This is a genomic window from Arthrospiribacter ruber, assembly GCF_019343195.1.
Taxonomy (GTDB): domain Bacteria; phylum Bacteroidota; class Bacteroidia; order Cytophagales; family Cyclobacteriaceae; genus Arthrospiribacter; species Arthrospiribacter ruber.
The window spans coordinates 14583-35953 of record NZ_RPHB01000015.1 but is presented as its reverse complement, the minus strand read 5'-3'; the positions used below and the strand labels follow the sequence as shown (position 1 = coordinate 35953).

The window sequence follows — 21371 nt, the reverse complement described above, 5'->3', positions numbered from 1 at the left end:
AAAATCTGAAAATCAATACACTAATCTAAACCTTTATTTGCCTGCTCTGAGGCTATCGTATAGATTTCATAAAAATCCATTGGCTTTTGTAACAAAATATCAAATGAAAGCCTGGATGCTTTTTTAAAATATTCCACATTACCCGAAGTAATTCCAATAATGGGTAGGTTCTGCATCTTTTCGTTGTGTTTGATCTGGGCTAAAAGCTCCAAACCATCCATGTGTGGCATCATAATGTCGGTGATTACCAGATTGAAACCTGGTTCCGAATTGAGAATCTTGATCGCTTCCACTCCATCATTTGCAGTACAGACTTCATGGTTCTCTTTTTCAAAAACTTTCCTAAGGATAAGCCTGTTTATGGCATCATCATCTACGACCAATACTTTCATTACTTTTATTTTGGAGGGGTTGAACGAAAGCACAATATACAAATATCTTAATATAAAATACATATTTAGAAGCATAAAATAAAAAAAGAGGGGTAAAAACCCCTCTATTCTTATTAAACGCTGAATTTAATATCATCCTCCTTCTTGAGGAGTTCCGAAAACTCCCAATAGATCCAGTAAGACCAGAGCAATTACTATAGGACAAACCCACTTGATAAAGAAAATCCAGGCACTTCTTAAAAACCCTTTGAAACCTGGAGAACCTTGCGCCAATTCATTGGCATAGTCGCTAATTTTCTTCGCCCAACCTGTATAAAGGCTCAACATCAAGCAAATGACCACCACGGCAAATGTCCCAAAGGTAAAATCCATAATGGCAAAAAACCCAACTTGAGTATTGCCAAGGAAAGTAATAGTCAATCCATTAAAATAATTACCTTCAATGGAAGATAATGCCGATGGAATAGACAAAAACATCGCAGCTATGCCTATCAACCAAGTTGCCTTTTTCCTGCTCCATTTTTTCTCATCTATAAAATAAGACACGGGAACTTCCAACATGGAGATACTCGATGTAAGAGCAGCCACCAAAAGCAACAGGAAGAATAAGGCTCCTATAAAGTTACCTCCTGGCATGGCATCGAAGACCTTTGGCAATACTTCAAAGACCAAAGCTGGACCACCTGCAGGATCTTTTCCTGGAAGCAAGGCAAACAATGCTGGAAACACCATCAATCCACCAAGCAGAGCGACCATACTGTCCATACCTGCAATCCATCCGGAAGATTGTACAATGTTACTTTTCTTAGGTAGATAAGACCCGAAAGTAATCATTAGCCCCCAACCAACAGACATGGAGAAAAAGGCTTGTCCCAAAGCCTGTAAAATCACCTTGGTTGTAATTTTAGAGAAATCAGGGTACAAATAATATTCTATACCTGCACTTGCACCTTCCAAAGTAACCGCTCTACCGGCTATAAAAATGATGATTACAAACAAAATCGGCATCAAGAATTTAGCTGCTTTTTCAATCCCGCCGGAAACCCCTCCTAATACAACCCCAATGGTCATGAAAATAAATAGAAAACAAAGAGGAATCACATATTGAGGGGTATCCTGAAATTCTTCAAAATCAACTGGAATATTTACCAGCTCAGTAAAGATGTAACCAATGGTCCATCCTGCAATTACTGAATAGTAACTCAATACGCAGAAACAAACCAAAATACAAAGCACACCCGCTATCTGCCAAAATCCATTTCCACCTGTAGCTTTTATAGCTCCTATGGGATTCTTGCCTGATTTACGACCCAATGCAATTTCGTTCAGTAAAAGAGGGAGTCCTATCAAAAGGACACAGATGGCATATACAAAAACAAATGCTCCTCCTCCATTTTCACCGGTGAGATACGGAAACCTCCAAATGTTTCCCAATCCAACCGCAGAACCGGCCGCAGCCATAATAAAACCCAAACTGGAGCCCCATTGGCCTCTACCTTGGGTATCTGAACTCATTGCCATACTATTTGAATTATAAGATTTTAATTAAATATGATTTTTTTAAGAATCGGCTAATTTAAGTTGTTTTGATAAAATACCAATTCCATCCATAAAACTTTTGGGACTATAGCCCAACTCGCTTTTGGCTTTTTCAATGATAAACCCGGTATTAAGGGGACGCTCTGCAGGCTGGGAAAAATTACTGGAATCAGCCTTACTAATAAGGGTCTTATCCAAGCCAAAATATTCAGCCGTCTGCAAGGCCATGTCATAAGGTGTCAAATAATCCTTGCCGGAAATATTGAAAATTCCCTGTGCAGATTGATCCATGATCAAAATGCAGCCCTGCGCAAGATCTTCTGCCAAGGTAGGTGTCCTCCACTGATCTGTAACCACATTGATATTTTTACCAGACTCCAAAGAATCCTTCACCCACAAAATAATATTGGATCTGCTCAGATCACTTGCCAGACCATAAACCAAAACCGTCCTTACTATTGCCCATTTACAGGAAGATTTCATAATGATTTCCTCGGCTGCCAATTTTGATTCCCCATAATAATTTACGGGATTTGGCACTGCCTCCTCATCATAAGGACCATTTTCACCATCAAAAATGAAATCTGTTGACAAGTGAATCAAATGAACATCATGCATTTCGCATGACTTTACCAAATGTGCAACTGCAGTGACATTGGATTCCCAACACGCCTCCTTATTATTCTCACAGTCATCCACCTGTGTCATGGCCGCAGTATGGATGATGTAATCAGGTAAATGATTTGACATCACTTGTTCAATGGCCAAGGGGTCAGTTATATCCATACTTTCCCATATAAACTGATCCGACCAGGTGTCCGGAAGTCTGGAATCACCTTTTCCCGAAGCTATCAAAGAGAGGTCTTCTCTGTCTTTGAGTGCTTCAATCAGCTTTTGCCCCAATAATCCGTTTGCTCCTGTTATTAATATTTTTTGCATCAGTCTGTGTATTGAAAACCATATTGTTTGGTAATGGTAGATTTGGGAAGGTGCTCTACCGACACTTTCATATAAACCGGGTTGACCGGCTTATCTCTCGCCCCAGTTTCTTCTTTAGCTAACAGCTCCATTACTTCCAGGCCCTTGATCACCTGTCCAAACACCGTGTATTCATTATCCAAATGCGGTGTGCCCCCCACTGTAGTATAAGCTTCTATTTGCTGAGGAGTCATTGGCTTTTCCAAATTTACCCTGAAAAATGTCTCCAGATTTTCCTTTTCAGCCAACATCATCTCGTTGAGTGCATCAAATTCCTTTGCCTCATACAATTCCGTATACTTCTCTTTGACCTCGGCATTACTGCTCAATTGGATGTATTTGAAAAATGTCTCCGAAAGGAGTTTCATGTCTGTCACCAACTCCGTTTGGGTATATTTTTTTCCCTCTACAATGTAGAATTGGGTACCGCTAGATCTTCGTTCTGGATTCACATTATTCCCCTGTCTTGCAGCTGCAATATTCCCCTTCTTATGTATCAGGCCAGGTTTGATTTCGGCAGGAATCGTATACCATTCCTCCTCAGGTAATTGTTCTTTGCCAAAAACATCCCCACCCTGAATCATGAAATTTTCGATAATTCTATGAAACTCCGTAGAGTCATACCTTCCGGCTTTGGCCAAGTCAATAAAGTTTTGTTTGTGCTTTGGTGTCTCATCAAACAAAACTGCATACATATCGCCATGCCTCGTCTCAATTTTTATCAGGTAGTCCTTTTCAGAAGCACAGGAGAAAAGGCTTAGAGAAAGTAAAACCAAAAGAGCTACTATAACTATACGCCTCATTTGTTTAAAGTTGATTTGATTTCCTTCAATATTTTATCCCCTCCACTGTTCAACACAAGGTCAGCAAGTTGCTTACCCAACGCAACGGCATCCTCTTGTTCCCCATTTACTTCATGTACTATTTTCTGATCGCCTGAAAGACTTACAATCCCTCCTTTGATGGTCAACTTTCCTTTTTCAATATTCGCTAAAGCAAAAACAGGAATACTACAACCTCCTTCCAACACCCTCAAGTATGCCCTTTCTGCTTCCAGTCTATATCCAGTCTCGGTGTCATGGCAAGCTTCCCTGATTTTATTTTTCAAATCTTGATCAAGCTTCACAGATGACTCTATGGCTACAGATCCCTGACCAACTGCTGGCGTAAATTCATCCAATGAAAGCTCATGGCGGATCAAGTGATCATAACCCATCCTATGTGCCCCGGCATAAGCCAACAGAAGAGCATCACAAACTCCCGATTCCATTTTCGCAATCCTGGTCTGAAGATTCCCTCTTACCTCAACCGTCTGAATGTGTGGATAATAATGCTTCAATGTAGCGACTCTCCGGGTAGAAGACGTCCCCAAAACCAAAGGTTTATCCTGATTTCTATAATCAATATCATCTTGGTGCGAAAGAATGATATCGTTTACTTTTTCCCTTTCTGTAAAAGCTATCAATTCAAACCCATCAGGAAGTGAAGACTGCATGTCTTTGGCACTGTGCACTGCTATATCTATGGCTCCAGAGGCCAATTGATCTTCTAATTCCTCCGTGAATACGCCTTTGCTTCCGATTTTGGCGATGGAAACATCCAAGACTTTATCTCCACGGGTTTCAATGACCACGATTTCAGTTTCCAATCCCTTAGACTTGAGTAGGTCTGCCACGTGATATGCCTGCCACAAGGCCAGCTTGCTCCCTCTAGTTCCTATCCTTACTTTATGGTTCATTTTTCGGTTTCCTTTTTGATTGCCTCTTCGAAACGGAACTTTCTATAAATTTCACTATTTCTCCGGCGATATTAACGCCTGTTGCCTTTTCGATTCCCTCCAAACCCGGGCTGCTGTTAACTTCCAAAATAAGCGGCCCTCTTTCGGACTGCAGCATATCGACTCCAGCAATATCCAGTCCAAGTGCTTTAGCAGCATTCAATGCGGCTGCTTTTTCAGCCCGCGACAATTTGATCACGGTAGCTTTACCACCTCGATGGAGATTAGAACGAAACTCCCCTTCTGCTCCCTGCCTTTTCATGGCTCCTACTACTTTGCCATTGACTACAAAAGCCCTTATGTCCGCACCTTTTGCTTCTTTGATAAACTCTTGAACTATAATCCTGGCTTTCAAGCCATGAAAAGCTTCGATAACAGACTGCCCTGCTTTTTTGGTCTCTGCCAAGACCACACCAAGACCTTGTGTCCCTTCCAAAAGCTTGATGATCAAAGGAGCTCCTCCTACTCTTTCAATTAAGGCCTTTTCTCCACCTTTTGAAAAATTGGTAAAAGCTGTCTTGGGCATTCCCAAACCAGCTCTGGAGAGGATCTGAAGGCTCCTTAATTTATCCCTACTTCTGACTATCGCCTGAGACTCCACCGCTGAAAAGGTACCCATCAATTCGAACTGCCTCACTACGGCAGTTCCGTAAAAAGTTACTGACGCACCAATCCTCGGAATGATGGCATCTATACCTTCAAGCTTCTCCCCTTTATAGAATATGGAAGGACCTGTCTGCTCGATGATCAGGTCACAGACAGAATGATCTACGATGAGCACTTCATGCCCAGCAGACTTGATTTCTTCTGCCAATCTTTTGGTAGAATAGAGATGTGAATTTCTGGATAATACTGCTATTTTCATTTCAATGATTTTTTGGAAAGGTTGACTTCCTCCACATCGACAATAAACCTTCCCTGAAGAAGCTTTCTCCCCAATAATATAGGGTTCTTCATTTTTGACCTATCAGTCAAGGTAAATTCCGCTTGGAAAATTTCGCCAAACATAAGCACATCTGTGCTCACTTTATACCTGATTTCGGCCTGACCAAATGAATTCTTTACTTTTTTTTGTGTGTAGACCCTTGTCTTTATCTTCTTCTTTTGATAGCGCCTGTGAGTCGCTTCCAATAGCTGGAACTCTAGATATTTCCCTTCATTGTCGCTGAGCTCCTCCACACTTTCGCAATGTATGGAACTGGTATAGGCACCTGTGTCAATTTTTGCTGTAATCTGATTAAGTCCCCACTCAGGCAAAGAAATTTTCTCTCTTCTTCCTATAGTCTTTTTCATTAGCTGGCTTTTTTCCTTTGCCTCATGACCATTGCAATCTGAAAAGAAAGGTCTGCAAAAGCAATTTTCATATTTGCGTTTCTTTCAAGATGGTAATAAGCTGTGTTCAAAAGGCCATAAATCTCACTTATTTTTTCCCCATCGAGTACATGGAGCCCAAGATTATGTATGAATTCCCTGTCAGTATCAGCACTTCGCATAAGGCCTCCCACCTGAGCTTTGTCCAACATTACTTCTCTTAACACATTCACTCCTGTAAGCAATATGGATTTTTGTGCTTCTTTGTCCAATGCACCGAATTTTTCAACAAAATCAAAAATCAGATTGACCTCTAAAGAAAAACATGCCCTAAACCAATCCCTGATCAAAGAGGTGTTATGATCTGCTACCTGATCTATCATCCGGTAGGCTTCCCGCATATTACCGTCTGCTAAAGGGGCAATCTGTACTGCAGCTTCTCTTGTGCAGAGGTCTTCAGCTACAAGGTGGCTCATAATCTCTTCATCCGTAAAAGCCCTAACCATTATTTTTTGGGTCCTTGACAATATTGTGGTCAGCAATTGCTCAGGGTGTGAAGTCACCAATAGAAACAAGGTCTTGGCAGGCGGCTCTTCGAGAATTTTCAGAAGAGCATTGGCTGCATTTGAGTGCATAAACTCAGGTGCCCAGATCAACATGATTTTATATCCGCCCTCAAATGATTTCAAAGAAAGTGTTTTTATGATCTGTAGACCTGCACTTTTGGAAATGTTGAGTTGCTTTTTTTGAAATCCATTGTCATAGATCCAGTCTGAAACATTGCCATACCCCTTATTGATGGCAAAAGTCCTAAAAGCGGCAGAAGGATCCTGTGCCTTGTTGTCGTCTTTGGAATCTTTGTCTTCAGAAGCTTTTCCCGGTACAGGAAGGGCGAAGTTCATATCAGGATGAACCAGTCTTTCCATTTTTTGACAGGAAGGGCACACTCCACATGAATCATTTTCCTGCGGATTTTGACAATGTAGGTAAGTGGCCAGAGATAAAGCCATCTTGAGGTTTGCAGACCCCTCCGGACCATGAAAGAGTAAAGCATGGGCCAAATGGTTGTTTTTGACTGCTTGGATAATCTTTTCTTTGACTTCTGGGAGTCCTGGAATATCTGAAAACAACATAGACGGCTTAAGATTCTTTTTCCCAAATACGGTAATGTCTGGTCAAATCGAAAACCTTTTGTATGATTTCTTTATCAACCTGACCATACGATATTCCCCTTCTTTTCATCACTGCTGTGGCAGTTTCTTCAAATTTCCTTACCTGGAATGTACTGAAGCCTGCCGCCCCGCCCCAAGAAAAAGAAGGGATGAAGTTTCGTGGATAGCCGTCTCCAAATACATTTGCTCCGACACCGACCACTGTACCGGTATTGAACATGGTATTGATACCGCATTTGGCGTGATCACCCATCATAAGCCCGCAAAACTGCAGGCCAGTATTGGCAAAACCACCCTTTGTATAGTCCCAAAGTTTTACGGCAGCATAGTTATTTTTCAAATTGGAAGTATTGGTATCGGCCCCAAGATTACACCACTCTCCAATGACAGAGTTGCCCATAAATCCCTCATGACCTTTATTACTGTATCCAAAAATCACTGAATTGGAAATTTCTCCTCCTACTTTCGAATATGGACCAACAGTAGTGTCCCCTCTAAGCTTTGCACCCATATTCACCGTAGATCCTTCACAAAGGGCAAAAGGCCCCTTAATCAGAGCCCCTTCTTGGATTTCGGTATTTTTACCGATGTATATAGGTCCATTTTCCGCATTCAGTACAGCCGCTTTTACACGTGCACCTTCTTCCACAAAAATATTCCCTTCACCATATATTACAGTATGAGGGTCTTGGATTCCAATCGAGGTCCGTCCATCGGTAAGCAACAGGTAGTCGTTTTTTATCTCACTACCATTATACTCGAAAATATTCCATGATTTGAGTATAAGTGTTGATTGCGCTTTGCTCTCAACCTTTAATAGCTGTTTGACTTTTTCCGGATTAAAGGCATTTTCACCATTGGAGATATATGCCAACACTGTATTGTTCTGAGCCAGCACCTCTCCTTCCTTCAAGGACAGTATTTCATTGAGAACGGTCTCATTTGGACATAAAGCACCATTTACCCAAAATGATTTCTCAAAACTGCAGGGAAATTTCTCACTCAGGTAACCTTGGGTAGAAAAAGAAACATGCCTGCCGGTAGATTTCTCCCATTTCTCTGATATTTTCAAAATACCTACCCTGATTTCAGCTACCGGTCGGGTAAAAGTGAATGGCAGCAATGACCCTCTTATTGTCGGGTCGTCAAATAAAATAATGTTGTCCATGACACAAAAATAAAAAAGTCTCCCGGAAAACCATTTTCGGGAGACTTAAAGCTCGAGTCCGTAAAGAGACTATTATTTCTTCGCGTATCTTCTGTTGAATTTTTCAACTCTACCAGCAGTATCCAAGATCATCTTCTTACCAGTGTAGAAAGGATGAGAATTGGAACTAACCTCAATCTTGTAAACTGGGTATTCTTTACCGTCTTCCCAAGTAATTGTTTCGCTAGTCTCGATAGTAGACTTTGTGATAAACTTATATTCACTTGAGGTATCGTAGAATACGACGTCTCTGTAGTTAGGATGAATGTCTTTTTTCATTGTATTGCTATTTTTCTTTGATCCCTTTTCACAAATGAGGCACAAAGTTATCCCTTTTTCCAAATGTATCCAAATTGAACCAAAAATTATTTGGCAATAATAATACAACATAGTAAAGAATCTGTATTAAGCCATTTAAAATCATGCGCTGACAGTTTATGAGAAGCTTAAGTCAGCTGATTACTAGCAGAAATTCTTGAAAAGTAAAATCTTCAATAACCTTTGAACTCCTCCCCAAAATTGAATTTCATTAATGCCATACGGGTTTGATTTCTTGCCGCCCGTCTGAAAATCCCTCCTGAAATGCTTGTTCCAAAACTAGCAATAGTCAGCGGCAATAGCAGATTACTGGGAGCGGAGGATTGTATCTGCGGAGAAATAATGTAGCCAACGAATACTAAAGTAGAAGCCAGATCCAAAATACCTATGGCTAAACTCCAATTCTGATTTCGCTGTGAATTCCTGTAAAATTCAGCAAATTCTGGGTATGTTTCTTTATATAGGTTTATTCGGTCTTTACTCAACAAGTTTGGGCCATCATAAATATCTATTTTTTCGCCCAGAAAATTATTCCTGAAGTCCATTTTCAAGTACGGCTTTCTCAACTCATCCTGTCTGATCAGGAAGTTGTGGTTGTCAATCAAACCATTGATTTTCCTGACCCCTTGTCGGTTCATCGATCTGCCTATAGCTCCACCTACACCACCAGCTGTTGTAGCAACAAACCAATTCAGCACAATCTGATTGTTCAACCTGTTTCTGTTGTCGTAAGCATAACCTAAAGCGCCTAAAACAACAGCTTGTCCTGTTAATAAAATCCCCGTTCCTGTCAAGGCTTTGGTATGGGTTTGGGAAAAATCATTGGCATCTCCCGGCATGATCTCCATGTAGGCACGGACTTCTCTGGCACTAACCTTTTCTCCTTCAATAAAATAGACAGGGTTACCAAAGAAATTCTCTCTCAATAAAACAACAGGATAATCCGGGTAATAATTATTTTTAAAGAAAGATGTGCCTTCAGAATTTTGAGAAAAGGACTGTTGGCTGATCAAAAAGATTACCAGAGCGGAAAATATTCGTAATAATTTTACCATTGATTATCCAATAAAACGAAACCAACTTAGAAATTAAATGACAGATATCAAAAACAATTGACTAATTTATTAATCCTGTTTTATCAAATTATCGGGAACGATTTATCATAGGGTCCTTTTCTAGCCTAATAAAGCAGGTTTTATATCATTTGCCATTTTCGATTATAAGTCATCGCTTAGGTTATAATTAAGATATTAAATAACATGATTATCCGCTTTCTTGCCAGTAGAATCTAATAAATAGTGGAATAAACCTTTGATTTCAAGCCAATATCAATGAATATCCAATATCTATTAGTATCGAGTTAATCTAGGCTCTTATTTAACTTGGTTTGTGGTCTAATTAAAGATATTTATTAAATAATATTTAGTTCATCTCAAGAAAACATTTTACTCTCAATCCATATTTTCATTAAATTAGACCTATGGAAAAGGATGAAGAAAAAAACCTTCTTGAAGAGCCCTATTCCGAATATGGCAGCTACACCTATGCAGACTATCTGACATGGGAAATAGATCATATGGTCGAATTGATCAAAGGAAAGGTTTTTAGACAAGCTGCTGCAGCTCCAAGAAGAATCCATCAGGAACTGGTACTAAAGATTGGGTCACAATTGCGCAATCTTTTAAAAGGTAAGACCTGTAAAGTATATATTGCCCCTTTTGACGTGCGTCTCCCCGTCAAATCCAAAAAACACAAAGACATCAAAACCGTGGTGCAACCGGATATCTGCGTGGTCTGTGATCCGGAAAAATTGGATGACTTGGGCTGTGTGGGTGCACCTGACCTGATTATGGAAATCCTTTCTCCTTCCAACAATAAAAAGGAACTCCAAAACAAATATGAGGTCTACGAAGAAAGCGGTGTCAAGGAATACTGGATCATACACCCGTATGAAAAAACACTTTTGGTGTACACTTTGGTAGAAAGAAAGTATGTCCCATCAAGGCTATTTACGCTAGGAGACCATGTTGCTTCCAAATGCATCGAAGGGTTTGTTCTTGATCTTGACGAATTGTTTGAGGGTATTGAAAGCATATAATTTAATTTAACCCTAGCCATTTCAATTTTTTTTTTTGGAAATGCATACATGCTAATAATATTTGATTTTACTTTGTATTTCAAAGTACTTTCTAAATGAAAAACCCTCAGCAAGAACTATCAGAAATCAAGTCCATGATGGAAAGGAGTACCAAATTCCTTTCCCTAAGCGGATTGTCAGGAATTATGGCCGGAACTTATGCATTAATTGGTGCTAAACTGATTTACTATTGGACGGAAAGCTCCATTACTGCTACATCGTATCTAGCAGATTCCATTTCTGGTCAAATAAGTAGGATCATATGGGTTGGAATTATTGTATTGACTCTATCCATTCTGACAGCCTATTTTTTAAGTCAAAAAAACAGCCGCCTTACTTCCAGCAAAATATGGACACCGGCTGGAAAAAGATTTTTAACTGCCCTATTTCTACCTGTCACTCTTGGAGCATTATTCTGCTTTGCCCTTTTACACTTGGGTTATTTTGAACTGATTGCATCCACCACTTTACTTTTTTATGGAATGGGCCTGATAAACTCCTCCCTTTTCACCTTAAATGATATCAGGCATCTAGGGTTTGGTCATGTTGTTTTGGGTATTTTGGCTGCCTTTTTCCCTGCTTTTGGACTTTTCTTCTGGGCAATAGGTTTCGGGATCCTACATATCCTGCATGGCAGTATCATGTACTTCAAATACGAAAAGTAAAGTGAAAGGAAACTACGATAAGGCTTTCGAAAATATCATCAGGCTCAGGGTTATGTCTGTTCTGATGGTCAATGAACAATACGACTTCAACTCCTTCAAAGAACTGCTTGAAGTGACGGATGGCAACCTTGCTTCTCACCTCAAAAACCTGGAAAACTCCGGATACATATTAGTGGAAAAATCATTTCAGAAAAGAAAACCCCTAACCAATTATTCCGCAACAAAAGCTGGAAAAAAAGCTTTTCAATCGCATCTGGATTTTCTTGAAAATCTTATCAATGAAAATAAACCCTAAAAAAAAATTTACCCATCTACTTTGAAATTCAAAGTGGATTAACCTTATCCCTTTCAAAACGCTATGACACCTTCAGCAGAATTCCCCAAAAAACAATTAGTCAAAAACGCTTTCCTTTCAGCCCTTTTTGGCGCAGCTATTCCCCTTATAGGATTGACTGCGATGATCATTACAAAAGAAGATCAACTTGAACTCTGGATGTTTTTTCCACTAATTATCATTCCTTTAGGAGGTGGATTTGGAGGTGCATTTTTCTATTTGATGGGCTTTTATTGGTTTCCTTCTGGAAACAGAAAACTTGTTGCCATCATCTTCAGCACAATATTTTATTTTGTTGCACTTTGGATTTCGGCAGTGATGGCTTTTGCAATTACCGGTCACTGGGATTAAAAAAACAAAAATGTTATTTCATTTTATCTACATGAAAAAGCAAGAAGCAACACTTACCTTAATTTTCTCCAAATTGGAAGATTATTATAGAAGCATAAAGCAAAATCGGTGGCATTGGATATTGTATATCATCTGCAGAGCTCTCTTGGCTTTTGCATTCATTGCGGCAGGCTTGGTGAAGATCTTCGGGGAAAGATTTGCAAGCGGATTGTCGGAACTTCATCCCATGGGAGCCTACTTGGAAGCTTTGCACCATACAGGATACTATTATACATTTATCGGATACGCCCAGGTGGTGGCAGGGATATTTTTATTAATTCCCCAAACAGTACTCTTGGGGGCATTGATCTATTTACCCATTATTGTAAATATCTGGATCCTTTCTTTTGCAGTGCGGTTTGAAGGCTCATTCGTCAGCTCACCTTTAATGGTATTGGCCAATCTCTACATTCTAGCCTGGCACTATGACAAGCTGAAATACATCCTTCCATTCAACCGCTACTCCAAGACAGTCTCCCTTCCTAAGCCTAATAAATATGAAACAAAATTTCCGTTGGTGTTCTTCATTGGAGTTTTTTCCACGATGTGCTTTACGGTTTGGCTAGCTCATTTTGGATATTCTTTTATGCCACGAAATTCCTTCAAAGACTGTAATTCCCAATTTACCAATACAGAAAATGAACTGATAGGTCAGGAGTTTTGCCAATGTATTCATATCTCCGGCAAACCTTTAAGCGAATGTTTGAAAATTCTGGAAAATTAAATTTAAAAGTGGCTGCTAAGGTTTTTTTTCCATTCCAATACAAAAAACAGGGGGTACTTTCTTTATCACCTGTTTTTTTTAGCTTTACAACATTCTAGCTTGACCCCGTATGAAAAACAAATTGCTTTTCGCTTGTTCGATTTTGCTATTTTTCAGTGAAAATACATTTGGACAAGGCGCCTACATTCCCTACAACAGGGATTATTATCATCTGATCGAGCGCTTTGAAATTTTAGAAGGAAAAAACAATCCTATTTTCCACACTGGATTCAAGCCTTTTAGAAGAGACCAGGTTGCTTCATACTTGGACACTTTGGCAACGGGAAACCTCATACAATCAAATGTGGACAGGTTTAATCTCAATTATCTGAGCAATGATAACTGGGAGTTTATAGACAGGGAAACAGAAAACTCCAAAAGACCTCTTCTTGGAGGCCTCTACAGAAAACCTTCTGATTTTTTCCATTACAGAGACTCTATTTTTGATTTCCACATAAATCCGGTCATCTACCTTTCAGGAGGAATGGAGCCCAATCAGGAAAACTTCAGAATGAGAAACAGCAGAGGGGTTGAATTCAGGGGAAGCATTGATAGAAAAGTTTCATTTTATACCTATTTCACTACTACACAGACCATCTTCCCCTCATGGGTAAAGGATTATGTGGAACAAAACGGTGCCGTACCGGGTGAAGGCTTCTGGAAAAGGTACGAGGGAGAAGGGTATGGTTACTTCTCCGCTATGGGTCATGTGAATTTCAACATCAGCAAAAGTATTCAGGCACAGTTTGGACATGATCGAAATTTTGTTGGGGAAGGTTACCGGTCGCTGATCATATCTGATTTTTCCAATCCTTATGTCTTTGTCAAACTCAACACCAAAATCTGGAAATTCAACCTTACCAACCTATGGTCTCAAAAAACAGCTGATGTGACTTATGACTTTGCAGGAAGGCCTACAGACGACAGATATCCACAAAAGTGGTTTTCCCACCACAGGCTTGGAATCAATATCGGTAAAAATCTAAATGTGGGTGTTTTTGAATCGGTAATGAAAAATGAATTTGACTGGAATTACCTGAATCCACTGATTTTTTACCGATGGGTTGAGCATCAGCTGGGAACTCCGGATAAAGTTATGTTGGGAACTGATCTCAAATGGAATTTCACCCCTGGCATGCAACTTTATGGGCAGTTTGTATTGGATGAGTTTGTGTTTGGGGAGTTTTTCGGCATTGATGGACCTAATTCAATCCGAAACAAACACGCTTTACAGGCCGGCTACAAATACATCAACGCTTTCAAAGTGAGCAACCTCGACCTGCAATTGGAATACAATCAGGTAAGGCCCTATACCTACCAGGAAAAATTCGAAAATCAGTCTTTTACCAATTACCGTACCCCTTTAGCACATCCACTAGGAGCAAATTTCCGGGAGGCAGTTGCCATAGTCCGCTATCAGCCTGTCCCAAGATTGTTTACCAATATGACAATGCTTTATCAGTATTTTGGTGATGACCCATCTGAAGATGTGAATTTTGGGAAAAATGTATTGAAAAACCGAATGAGTCCAAATACCGGAATTGGTCTGTTTGGAAATGTTATTGGCCAGGGTGTAGAAAACAGGGTCTTGTTGGCTAACCTCAACCTAAGCTACATGATCAGACAGAATGTTTTTCTGGACTTATCCCAAACGTTCAGAACAAGAACTGCAGAAGACTTGGATAGCCCTGCTAACACATCCTTCACGCAACTTTCCCTTAGGGTAAATATGATCCGAAACGACTTCAACTACTAAGCAAGGCCTGTTAAGGAAGAATTTTGTTTAACTTGCAGCCGAAAACCGAATTTCCGCTGCATGCACACTTACCTTAGGATCATTTCCTTTGCCAAGCCATACCGAAGGTACTTTCCGGCTTACATCATTTACACACTATTGGCCATTATTTTTGGTCTGTTGAATTTCACGCTTCTCAAGCCGCTTTTTGATGTAATTTTTGAACAGGTGGAGCCTGAGGCAATGAGCAAGTATTTGATCAAGCCTGAGTTCAGGTTCAGCTTGGATTATTTCATACATTTGTTCAATTACTATTTTCTCCAGACCGCAGAAACTTATGGCAAATTCGGCACATTGGTCTATGTCTGTATGATCATTGTCATTTCGGTTTTTCTTTCCAACCTTTTTACTTACCTATCCGGAGTAGTCCTTGCCAAGGTCAGGGCAGAAATCATCCAAAAGATGCGGATGAAAATTTTCACCCGTGTATCTCACATGCATATAGGATACTTTTCCAATGAACGAAAAGGTGACCTGATGTCCAAGATCACCAATGACATCCAGGAAGTGGAAAATATGGTCGTACAGTCTCTGAAGGTTGTATTCAAAGAACCGGCCACCATTATTCTTTACTTCGGAGTACTTTTTATGATGTCGGTAAAACTGACCCTGTTTACCATTCTGGTAATCCCCATCTCAGGTGCCATTATAGGAACCATAACCAAAAGACTGAGAAAAAAAGCTGTAGAAAGCCAGGAATCTCTTGGCAGAATAGTCAACATACTTGACGAGACCATCACAGGCATGAGAGTAATCAAGGCATTTGGCGCGCAAAAATACGTCAGGAACAAATTTGATGAAGAGACCCAATTCTATTCTGACGTCAATATTTCCATGGCCAAGAAAAACGAGCTTGCCTCTCCCATTTCACAGTTTCTGGGTGTTTCAGTGGTGGCTGGTATTCTTGTTTATGGAGGAAGTTTGGTGCTTAGCAACACATCAGAATTAAGTGCCTCTGATTTTATCACCTACATTATAATATTCACCCAGGTGCTCAACCCTGCCAAAGAAATCTCCAAGGCAGCCAGCAGTATCCAAAGGGGACTAGCTTCTGCTGATAGGATATTTGATGTAGTGGATACACAAAGTCTAATTCAAAACAGTCCAGTAGCCAAAAACATAGACACCTTTTCAGACGCAGTGGTATTTGATAATGTCTCTTTCAAATACGAAAAGGATACTGTCATAGACAAGGTCACTTTCACACTTCAAAAAGGAAAAACGATCGCTCTAGTAGGTCCATCAGGAGGTGGAAAATCCACTATTGCCGATTTGTTACCTAGGTTTTATGACCCCACTTCGGGTAAAATCACCCTAGATGGCACAGAACTGAAAGATTTAGATCTGCTACAACTTAGTAAGCTTATGGGGATTGTCACCCAGGAATCCATCCTTTTCAATGACACCGTTTTAAATAATATTGCTTTTGGAGTTGACAATATATCAGAGGATAAGGTCATTGAAGCAGCCAAGATTGCAAATGCCCATGACTTCATCATGGAGCTGGAAAATGGCTATCACACCAACATCGGAGAAAGGGGCTCAAAGCTTTCAGGAGGCCAAAGACAGCGAATCAGCATAGCTAGGGCTGTTTTGAAAAACCCTCCTATTCTGATCCTCGACGAAGCTACTTCGGCATTGGATTCCCAATCTGAGAAGCTAGTGCAAGAGGCATTAACAAACTTAATGACAAACAGGACTACACTTGTTATCGCGCACAGGCTGAGCACTATCCAACACGCTGATGAGATATTGGTGATCCAAAAAGGCAGGATAATTGAACGTGGTACCCATCAGGAACTCATGGCAAAAGAAGGTTTGTACAGGAATCTTTCTACCATGCAGTCTGTTTAGTATATTGTATCAAAATCTTAAAAACCCAAAACCAATGAAACAATTAAATAAAATAGCACATTTGCTTGTGCTCCTTTTTTTCGGAATCAGTCTGGTCTTTTTTCTTTCTTTCAATGGTATCAAAGGTTTGTTTGGAATAGAAGAATTAAGATCAGGTATGGTGGTATATTTCCTTCTGATCGGACTCGTACTTTATTTGGTCTCTTTTGGCTCTGATCACATGGTCAAAAATGGACTGAAGGAAGAAATTTCCAAAAAAGAAGCCGAGAAAAAAGAGCTTAAAGCAACCCTTTATGATCTTGAAAAAGGGATCAAACTTAGTAAGCTGGAGAACAAAATCAACCAAAAAGAGGAAGGAAAAGATTCTCCTACATTAAGACCCCGACAAAATTTCAAATAATTAATTTTACATGAATTTGATTAATTTAAGGAATCCTTATGGATTCCTTTTTTGATTTTACTAACTTAGTTTTCATGGTAGCAAAAACTTTTGGCAGTGCGGTATCCGGAGTGGATGCCAAGCTCATCACCATCGAGGTCAATGTAGGACAGGGCACCAGCTTTTATATGGTAGGTTTACCTGACAGTGCAGTCAAAGAAAGCCAGCAGAGGGTAGAATCCTCTCTCAAATACTTTGGCTACAGAATGCCCAGACAAAAAGTGGTCATCAATCTGGCACCGGCAGACATCAGAAAGGAAGGTTCCTCCTATGATCTCCCCATTGCATTGGGCATATTGCAGGCATCTGAGCAGGTGATTTTTCCGGAATTGGATAAATACGTCATAATGGGAGAGCTCTCTCTAGACGGGCAGCTCCGACCTGTGAAAGGAGTACTCCCAATAGCTATCGAAGCCAGGAAAAGAGGCTTTAAAGGCTTTATCCTACCCCAAGAGAATGCCGCTGAAGCATCTATTGTCAACAACCTCGACATTATTGGAGTCAATTCTGTGCAGGAAGCCATTGGTTTTTTAGAAGGAAGTCTGGAAATCCAACCTTTGGTCACAGATACTAGGGACCTCTTTTTCAATTCTATTGAAAATTATGAATTTGACTTTGCAGATGTACAAGGACAGGAAAACATTAAAAGAGCAATGGAAATTGCGGCTGCAGGTGGTCATAATGTGATAATGATCGGACCTCCGGGAGCAGGAAAAACCATGCTTGCGAAGAGACTTCCGTCCATTCTCCCTCCACTCACGCTCCAGGAAGCATTAGAAACCACAAAAATTCACTCAGTGGCAGGCAAACTCGGGAAGAACGCCTCTCTGATAGCCCAAAGACCTTTTCGATCTCCGCACCATACCATTTCGGATGTGGCCCTTGTAGGAGGTGGAGGAAATCCCCAGCCTGGAGAAATTTCGCTTTCACACAATGGGGTTTTGTTTTTAGACGAATTGCCCGAATTCAAAAGAACCGTATTGGAAGTCATGCGGCAGCCTCTGGAAGAAAGAAAAGTGACTATTTCAAGAGCTAAAATATCAGTTGATTACCCTGCCAATTTCATGTTGATTGCAAGTATGAACCCATGTCCATGCGGATATTACAACCATCCCGAAAAGGAATGTGTGTGCGGTCCAGGAATCGTACAGAGATACCTCAACAAAGTAAGCGGCCCATTATTGGACAGGATAGATTTACACGTAGAGGTCACGCCGGTCAAATTTGACGAAATGACATCAACCAGGAAAACCGAAGCCAGCAAATCCATCCGCGAACGTGTCATCCAAGGAAGGGAAGTACAAGTAGAAAGATTCAAAGACAAGCCCGAAGTCTATTGCAATGCAATGATGCCTTCTCACATGGTAAAAGAGGTGTGTCAGATAAATGAAGCGGGAAAAACATTGTTGAAAACTGCCATGGAAAGGCTGGGGTTATCCGCCAGGGCTTATGATAGAATACTGAAAGTATCCAGAACCATCGCTGACCTTGCCCAGTCTGAAGAAATAAAAGTAGAGCACCTTGCCGAAGCCATACAATATCGAAGCTTAGACAGAGAAGGTTGGGCCGGATAAGGATTTGACAATCGAAAATTTAATCTTTCTATAAAATAGTTTGTAAAAAATTTTAAAAAGTGGTAAAACATGCATTTATTTGATGATCAGATACGATATTTCAGCAATTGTTGCTTCAATCACCCTGTTTTTTCAACCTAACACTCCAAAAGTACCCAAAAAGGCTGTTCATACAGCCTTTTTTCATCTTTCCATAGCTTGCTCCATATCTGTCAGCAGATCATCCAAATGCTCCAAACCAACCGAAACCCTTATGAGGTTTGGGGGAGTTTGTGTATCCGGCCCTTCTGAAGCAGCCCTCCTTTCTATAAGGCTTTCTACACCTCCAAGGCTAGTGGCATTTGAAAAAAACTTCAATTTAGACACTACTTTATCAGCAACAGCAGCATCGCCTTTCACTAAAAAAGACAGCATACCACCAAACCCAGACATCTGCTGTAAAGCTACCCAGTGTCCAGAATGTCTTTTTAATCCGGGGTAATACACATCTTCCACTTGTGGGTGATTAAGAAGGTATTCCGCTAAAATACCCGCGTGCTCTGCATGTCCCTTCATACGGTAAGGCAGTGTCTTTATGCTTCTGCACAAAAGATAAGTATCAAATGGAGAGGGCACAGCCCCACCCGTCTGCTGCACAAACTTCACCTTTTCCCAAAATCCATCCTTTTTCTTGGTCACCAATGCCCCACCCAGGATATCACTGTGCCCGCCAAGGTATTTGGTACTGCTATGCATCACCAAATCTGCGCCCAACAATAGCGGATTTTGGAAAACCGGTGTAGCAAATGTATTGTCACATGCCACACGTATATCAGCATCAGAAGCGATTTTACATATTTTTTTTATATCAGAAATTTTCAAAAGTGGATTTGAAGGTGTCTCCACCCAAATCAATTTGGTTTCCGGAATGATGGCGTCGGCCACTTGATCAGGATCAGTCATGTCTACAAAAGTGACAGATAAAATCCCCTTAAACAACTGGATCAGTTGAGCCCTAAGACCATGGTACATGTCATCAGGAGCTATAAGATGACTCCCTGGCTCTAAAGCCTGAAAGACCGCCATCCCGGCAGCATTCCCTGAAGAGAAGGCAGCAGCATCTTCTCCGAATTCCAGCTTTGCCAAAAGATTTTCCAAAGCCAATCTATTGGGGTTGTTTGCCCTGGAATATATCAAAGAATCTTCCTGATGAAGAAAAGTCGTAGAGGTAGTAATAGGCTGTACTACTGGCTGACGGGAATCAGACACCATATTCCCAGCATGGATGGCTAAAGTTTCTAGTTTCATAAGCATTCAATATTACCTAAAAATTACAAAAGAAAAGCCAGCGAATCATTTCACTGGCCTGTTTTATTTAAATAATGAATATACCCCTTGGACAATGTTATCTTATTCTATCCACAGATCTCACGAGCATTTCGTCTTTCCTGATGAATCTATTGGCCAACATATTCATCACCAATGCTGCAAATATGGCCCAGAATCCAAGTACAAAAGCCCCATTTACATCTGGATTAAAATCTGCATTAGCAGAATAAGTAAACCAGACAATTAGGCCTACGTTGGCGACCATCGCCAAAGAATTGAACATATTCAACATCATCTGCCTTCCTCTGTCTTTGTAAGAGAAGATACTCAAGCCTGCCAATACTATTGAAATCATCGCCAAAACTGCAATTGCAAGAGCCTTGGATTCTGATTGTACAATTTCACCACTGCTCACATCTAAAGTCTGCAAACTCCACGCAGACAATGTCATAAGTTGTGTCTGGTCCGGATTGACTTGCTGCCAAATCGGAAAAAACAGCACTAAAGTCATGGCGATCATCAATAGAAAAAGAAATATAGTCTGAACTCTCTGTATCATTTTGTTTTTAAATTTTGACAAAGAAAAGGCCTTCTTTGCGGATTCGCAAGGTTTCTATGGATGGGCATATATTTTTGAAGGGGATTGATATCTTTGCGGAGGAAAAATGGACATGAAGAGGTATTTTCTGGAATTGGCCTATAATGGCAGTAAGTATCATGGTTGGCAGATCCAAAACAATGCTGTGACCGTGCAGGAGGAAATTGAAAAAGCACTCAGTTTGCTTTTGGGAATTCCTACTGGAATTATTGGAAGTGGAAGGACAGACACAGGAGTACACGCCAGCCAACAGTTTGCCCATTTTGACGCTCCGGAAATAGCAGACCGGAATTCATTGCTCAAAAAACTCAATGGAATTCTTGGCAAAAGCATCGCCATTTATGAAATCAAGGAAGTAGTACCTGATGCACATGCCAGATTTGACGCAATCGAAAGGGAGTATTTATACAAATGCAGACTTAGAAAAAGCCCCTTTGACCATGAAGGATCCTGGCTTCTTTTCCAAAATCCTGACATTGACCAAATGAATAAAGCCGCAGCATTACTTTTGGAATACGAGGACTTTGAATGTTTCAGCAAAGTAAAAACAGAAGTAAACAATTTTAGATGTGAAATAAAAAGTGCTTTCTGGGAACAAAACGGCCATGAATTGTTCTTTCATATAACTGCCAACCGATTCCTCAGAGGAATGGTACGGGCCATAGTGGGTACATTGATGGAAGTTGGGGTTGGAAAAATAAATCCGGATGATTTCCGGAGTATCATTGAGAGTAAAAACAGAAGAAAAGCAAAGGCCGCAGCACCTGCACAAGGACTATATTTATGCAGAGTGAGCTATCCTGATCGTATATTCAAATAA

General features: G+C 40.4%; 23 protein-coding genes. 10 read left to right on the top strand and 13 right to left on the bottom strand.

The window, feature by feature from the left end; genetic code table 11:
* Positions 1-20: 20 nt before the first annotated feature.
* The 11 genes from EGN73_RS21785 to EGN73_RS21735 all read right to left on the bottom strand — a co-directional run bounded on the left by EGN73_RS21785 (position 21) and on the right by EGN73_RS21735 (position 9749).
* Positions 21-392, bottom strand: coding sequence for a response regulator (locus tag EGN73_RS21785; RefSeq protein ID WP_219294207.1), 372 nt, complete (start codon positions 390-392; stop codon positions 21-23).
* Between the two features lie 132 nt (positions 393-524).
* Positions 525-1913, bottom strand: a complete 1389-nt coding sequence (locus EGN73_RS21780) for a sodium-dependent transporter (RefSeq protein WP_219294205.1) — start codon at positions 1911-1913, stop codon at positions 525-527.
* 39 nt (positions 1914-1952) lie between these two features.
* Entirely contained in the window at positions 1953-2870 is a 918-nt protein-coding gene (locus tag EGN73_RS21775) for an SDR family oxidoreductase (protein ID WP_219294203.1), read from the bottom strand.
* Positions 2870-3712 carry a peptidylprolyl isomerase gene (locus tag EGN73_RS21770; protein ID WP_219294201.1) on the bottom strand — a complete coding sequence of 281 codons (843 nt, stop codon included), beginning with the start codon at positions 3710-3712 and terminating at the stop codon, positions 2870-2872. Before EGN73_RS21770 ends, EGN73_RS21775 begins: the two co-directional genes overlap by 1 nt.
* Positions 3709-4647, bottom strand: coding sequence for a hydroxymethylbilane synthase (hemC, locus tag EGN73_RS21765; protein WP_219294199.1), 939 nt, complete (start codon positions 4645-4647; stop codon positions 3709-3711). The genes EGN73_RS21770 and hemC overlap by 4 nt, the downstream gene beginning before the upstream one ends.
* The gene (gene rimK / locus EGN73_RS21760) at positions 4637-5551 is read right to left on the bottom strand and encodes a 30S ribosomal protein S6--L-glutamate ligase (RefSeq protein ID WP_219294197.1); all 915 of its coding nucleotides are present in this window, start codon (positions 5549-5551) and stop codon (positions 4637-4639) included. Before rimK ends, hemC begins: the two co-directional genes overlap by 11 nt.
* A complete protein-coding gene (locus EGN73_RS21755; RefSeq protein WP_219294195.1) occupies positions 5548-5979 on the bottom strand; it encodes an ATP-dependent zinc protease family protein in 432 nt (143 codons plus the stop codon). Before EGN73_RS21755 ends, rimK begins: the two co-directional genes overlap by 4 nt.
* Positions 5979-7130, bottom strand: a complete 1152-nt coding sequence (locus EGN73_RS21750; RefSeq protein ID WP_219294193.1) for a DNA polymerase III subunit — start codon at positions 7128-7130, stop codon at positions 5979-5981. Before EGN73_RS21750 ends, EGN73_RS21755 begins: the two co-directional genes overlap by 1 nt.
* A 7-nt stretch (positions 7131-7137) precedes the next feature.
* Positions 7138-8337: a GlmU family protein gene (locus tag EGN73_RS21745; RefSeq protein ID WP_219294191.1), complete on the bottom strand. Its 1200-nt coding sequence runs from the start codon at positions 8335-8337 to the stop codon at positions 7138-7140.
* 72 nt (positions 8338-8409) lie between these two features.
* Complete coding sequence (locus EGN73_RS21740) at positions 8410-8655, bottom strand: type B 50S ribosomal protein L31 (RefSeq protein ID WP_219294189.1); 246 nt, start codon at positions 8653-8655, stop codon at positions 8410-8412.
* Between the two features lie 212 nt (positions 8656-8867).
* Entirely contained in the window at positions 8868-9749 is an 882-nt protein-coding gene (locus EGN73_RS21735) for a hypothetical protein (RefSeq protein ID WP_219294187.1), read from the bottom strand.
* A gap of 425 nt (positions 9750-10174) precedes the next feature.
* Here EGN73_RS21735 and EGN73_RS21730 point away from each other — a divergent pair, with 425 nt between their 5' ends.
* The 9 genes from EGN73_RS21730 (at position 10175) to EGN73_RS21690 (ending at position 18645) form a co-directional block, all read left to right on the top strand.
* Positions 10175-10792 carry a Uma2 family endonuclease gene (locus EGN73_RS21730; RefSeq protein WP_219294185.1) on the top strand — a complete coding sequence of 206 codons (618 nt, stop codon included), beginning with the start codon at positions 10175-10177 and terminating at the stop codon, positions 10790-10792.
* 95 nt (positions 10793-10887) lie between these two features.
* Positions 10888-11496, top strand: a complete 609-nt coding sequence (locus tag EGN73_RS21725; protein WP_219294184.1) for a hypothetical protein — start codon at positions 10888-10890, stop codon at positions 11494-11496.
* Position 11497: 1 nt separating this feature from the next.
* Positions 11498-11791: a winged helix-turn-helix domain-containing protein gene (locus tag EGN73_RS21720; RefSeq protein WP_343207151.1), complete on the top strand. Its 294-nt coding sequence runs from the start codon at positions 11498-11500 to the stop codon at positions 11789-11791.
* 63 nt (positions 11792-11854) lie between these two features.
* Complete coding sequence (locus EGN73_RS21715; protein ID WP_219294180.1) at positions 11855-12181, top strand: hypothetical protein; 327 nt, start codon at positions 11855-11857, stop codon at positions 12179-12181.
* A 31-nt stretch (positions 12182-12212) separates the two neighbouring features.
* On the top strand, positions 12213-12944 hold the full coding sequence (locus EGN73_RS21710) for a DoxX family protein (RefSeq protein WP_219294178.1): 732 nt from the start codon (positions 12213-12215) through the stop codon (positions 12942-12944).
* Between the two features lie 109 nt (positions 12945-13053).
* Positions 13054-14739, top strand: a complete 1686-nt coding sequence (locus tag EGN73_RS21705) for a hypothetical protein (protein WP_219294176.1) — start codon at positions 13054-13056, stop codon at positions 14737-14739.
* 60 nt (positions 14740-14799) lie between these two features.
* Positions 14800-16632 (top strand): ABC transporter ATP-binding protein, encoded by a 1833-nt coding sequence (locus EGN73_RS21700; protein ID WP_219294174.1) that lies wholly within the window; start codon positions 14800-14802, stop codon positions 16630-16632.
* A gap of 34 nt (positions 16633-16666) precedes the next feature.
* Positions 16667-17032 carry a hypothetical protein gene (locus tag EGN73_RS21695; protein ID WP_219294172.1) on the top strand — a complete coding sequence of 122 codons (366 nt, stop codon included), beginning with the start codon at positions 16667-16669 and terminating at the stop codon, positions 17030-17032.
* A 74-nt stretch (positions 17033-17106) separates the two neighbouring features.
* The gene (locus tag EGN73_RS21690; protein ID WP_219294170.1) at positions 17107-18645 is read left to right on the top strand and encodes a YifB family Mg chelatase-like AAA ATPase; all 1539 of its coding nucleotides are present in this window, start codon (positions 17107-17109) and stop codon (positions 18643-18645) included.
* A gap of 183 nt (positions 18646-18828) precedes the next feature.
* Here EGN73_RS21690 and EGN73_RS21685 read toward each other — a convergent pair whose 3' ends face one another.
* Positions 18829-19932, bottom strand: a complete 1104-nt coding sequence (locus EGN73_RS21685) for a trans-sulfuration enzyme family protein (RefSeq protein ID WP_219294168.1) — start codon at positions 19930-19932, stop codon at positions 18829-18831.
* 97 nt (positions 19933-20029) lie between these two features.
* The gene (locus tag EGN73_RS21680) at positions 20030-20512 is read right to left on the bottom strand and encodes a DUF4293 domain-containing protein (RefSeq protein ID WP_219294166.1); all 483 of its coding nucleotides are present in this window, start codon (positions 20510-20512) and stop codon (positions 20030-20032) included.
* A 106-nt stretch (positions 20513-20618) separates the two neighbouring features.
* Between EGN73_RS21680 and truA the strand changes: the two genes are divergently transcribed.
* Positions 20619-21371, top strand: a complete 753-nt coding sequence (gene truA, locus EGN73_RS21675) for a tRNA pseudouridine(38-40) synthase TruA (protein WP_219294164.1) — start codon at positions 20619-20621, stop codon at positions 21369-21371.

Excerpts from the sequence above, each read along its gene's own strand:
- EGN73_RS21785 (WP_219294207.1), bottom strand. The coding sequence starts at position 392 with ATGAAAGTATTGGTCGTAGATGATGATGCCATAAACAGGCTTATCCTT.
- EGN73_RS21775 (WP_219294203.1), bottom strand. The coding sequence starts at position 2,870 with ATGCAAAAAATATTAATAACAGGAGCAAACGGATTATTGGGGCAAAAG.
- EGN73_RS21700 (WP_219294174.1), top strand. The coding sequence starts at position 14,800 with ATGCACACTTACCTTAGGATCATTTCCTTTGCCAAGCCATACCGAAGG.
- EGN73_RS21725 (WP_219294184.1), top strand. The coding sequence starts at position 10,888 with ATGAAAAACCCTCAGCAAGAACTATCAGAAATCAAGTCCATGATGGAA.
- EGN73_RS21690 (WP_219294170.1), top strand. The coding sequence starts at position 17,107 with ATGGTAGCAAAAACTTTTGGCAGTGCGGTATCCGGAGTGGATGCCAAG.
- EGN73_RS21740 (WP_219294189.1), bottom strand. The coding sequence starts at position 8,655 with ATGAAAAAAGACATTCATCCTAACTACAGAGACGTCGTATTCTACGAT.
- EGN73_RS21730 (WP_219294185.1), top strand. The coding sequence starts at position 10,175 with ATGGAAAAGGATGAAGAAAAAAACCTTCTTGAAGAGCCCTATTCCGAA.
- hemC (WP_219294199.1), bottom strand. The coding sequence starts at position 4,647 with ATGAACCATAAAGTAAGGATAGGAACTAGAGGGAGCAAGCTGGCCTTG.
- EGN73_RS21705 (WP_219294176.1), top strand. The coding sequence starts at position 13,054 with ATGAAAAACAAATTGCTTTTCGCTTGTTCGATTTTGCTATTTTTCAGT.
- EGN73_RS21735 (WP_219294187.1), bottom strand. The coding sequence starts at position 9,749 with ATGGTAAAATTATTACGAATATTTTCCGCTCTGGTAATCTTTTTGATC.
- rimK (WP_219294197.1), bottom strand. The coding sequence starts at position 5,551 with ATGAAAATAGCAGTATTATCCAGAAATTCACATCTCTATTCTACCAAA.
- EGN73_RS21710 (WP_219294178.1), top strand. The coding sequence starts at position 12,213 with ATGAAAAAGCAAGAAGCAACACTTACCTTAATTTTCTCCAAATTGGAA.
- EGN73_RS21695 (WP_219294172.1), top strand. The coding sequence starts at position 16,667 with ATGAAACAATTAAATAAAATAGCACATTTGCTTGTGCTCCTTTTTTTC.
- EGN73_RS21685 (WP_219294168.1), bottom strand. The coding sequence starts at position 19,932 with ATGAAACTAGAAACTTTAGCCATCCATGCTGGGAATATGGTGTCTGAT.
- truA (WP_219294164.1), top strand. The coding sequence starts at position 20,619 with ATGGACATGAAGAGGTATTTTCTGGAATTGGCCTATAATGGCAGTAAG.
- EGN73_RS21715 (WP_219294180.1), top strand. The coding sequence starts at position 11,855 with ATGACACCTTCAGCAGAATTCCCCAAAAAACAATTAGTCAAAAACGCT.
- EGN73_RS21780 (WP_219294205.1), bottom strand. The coding sequence starts at position 1,913 with ATGGCAATGAGTTCAGATACCCAAGGTAGAGGCCAATGGGGCTCCAGT.
- EGN73_RS21680 (WP_219294166.1), bottom strand. The coding sequence starts at position 20,512 with ATGATACAGAGAGTTCAGACTATATTTCTTTTTCTATTGATGATCGCC.
- EGN73_RS21770 (WP_219294201.1), bottom strand. The coding sequence starts at position 3,712 with ATGAGGCGTATAGTTATAGTAGCTCTTTTGGTTTTACTTTCTCTAAGC.
- EGN73_RS21755 (WP_219294195.1), bottom strand. The coding sequence starts at position 5,979 with ATGAAAAAGACTATAGGAAGAAGAGAGAAAATTTCTTTGCCTGAGTGG.
- EGN73_RS21745 (WP_219294191.1), bottom strand. The coding sequence starts at position 8,337 with ATGGACAACATTATTTTATTTGACGACCCGACAATAAGAGGGTCATTG.
- EGN73_RS21750 (WP_219294193.1), bottom strand. The coding sequence starts at position 7,130 with ATGTTGTTTTCAGATATTCCAGGACTCCCAGAAGTCAAAGAAAAGATT.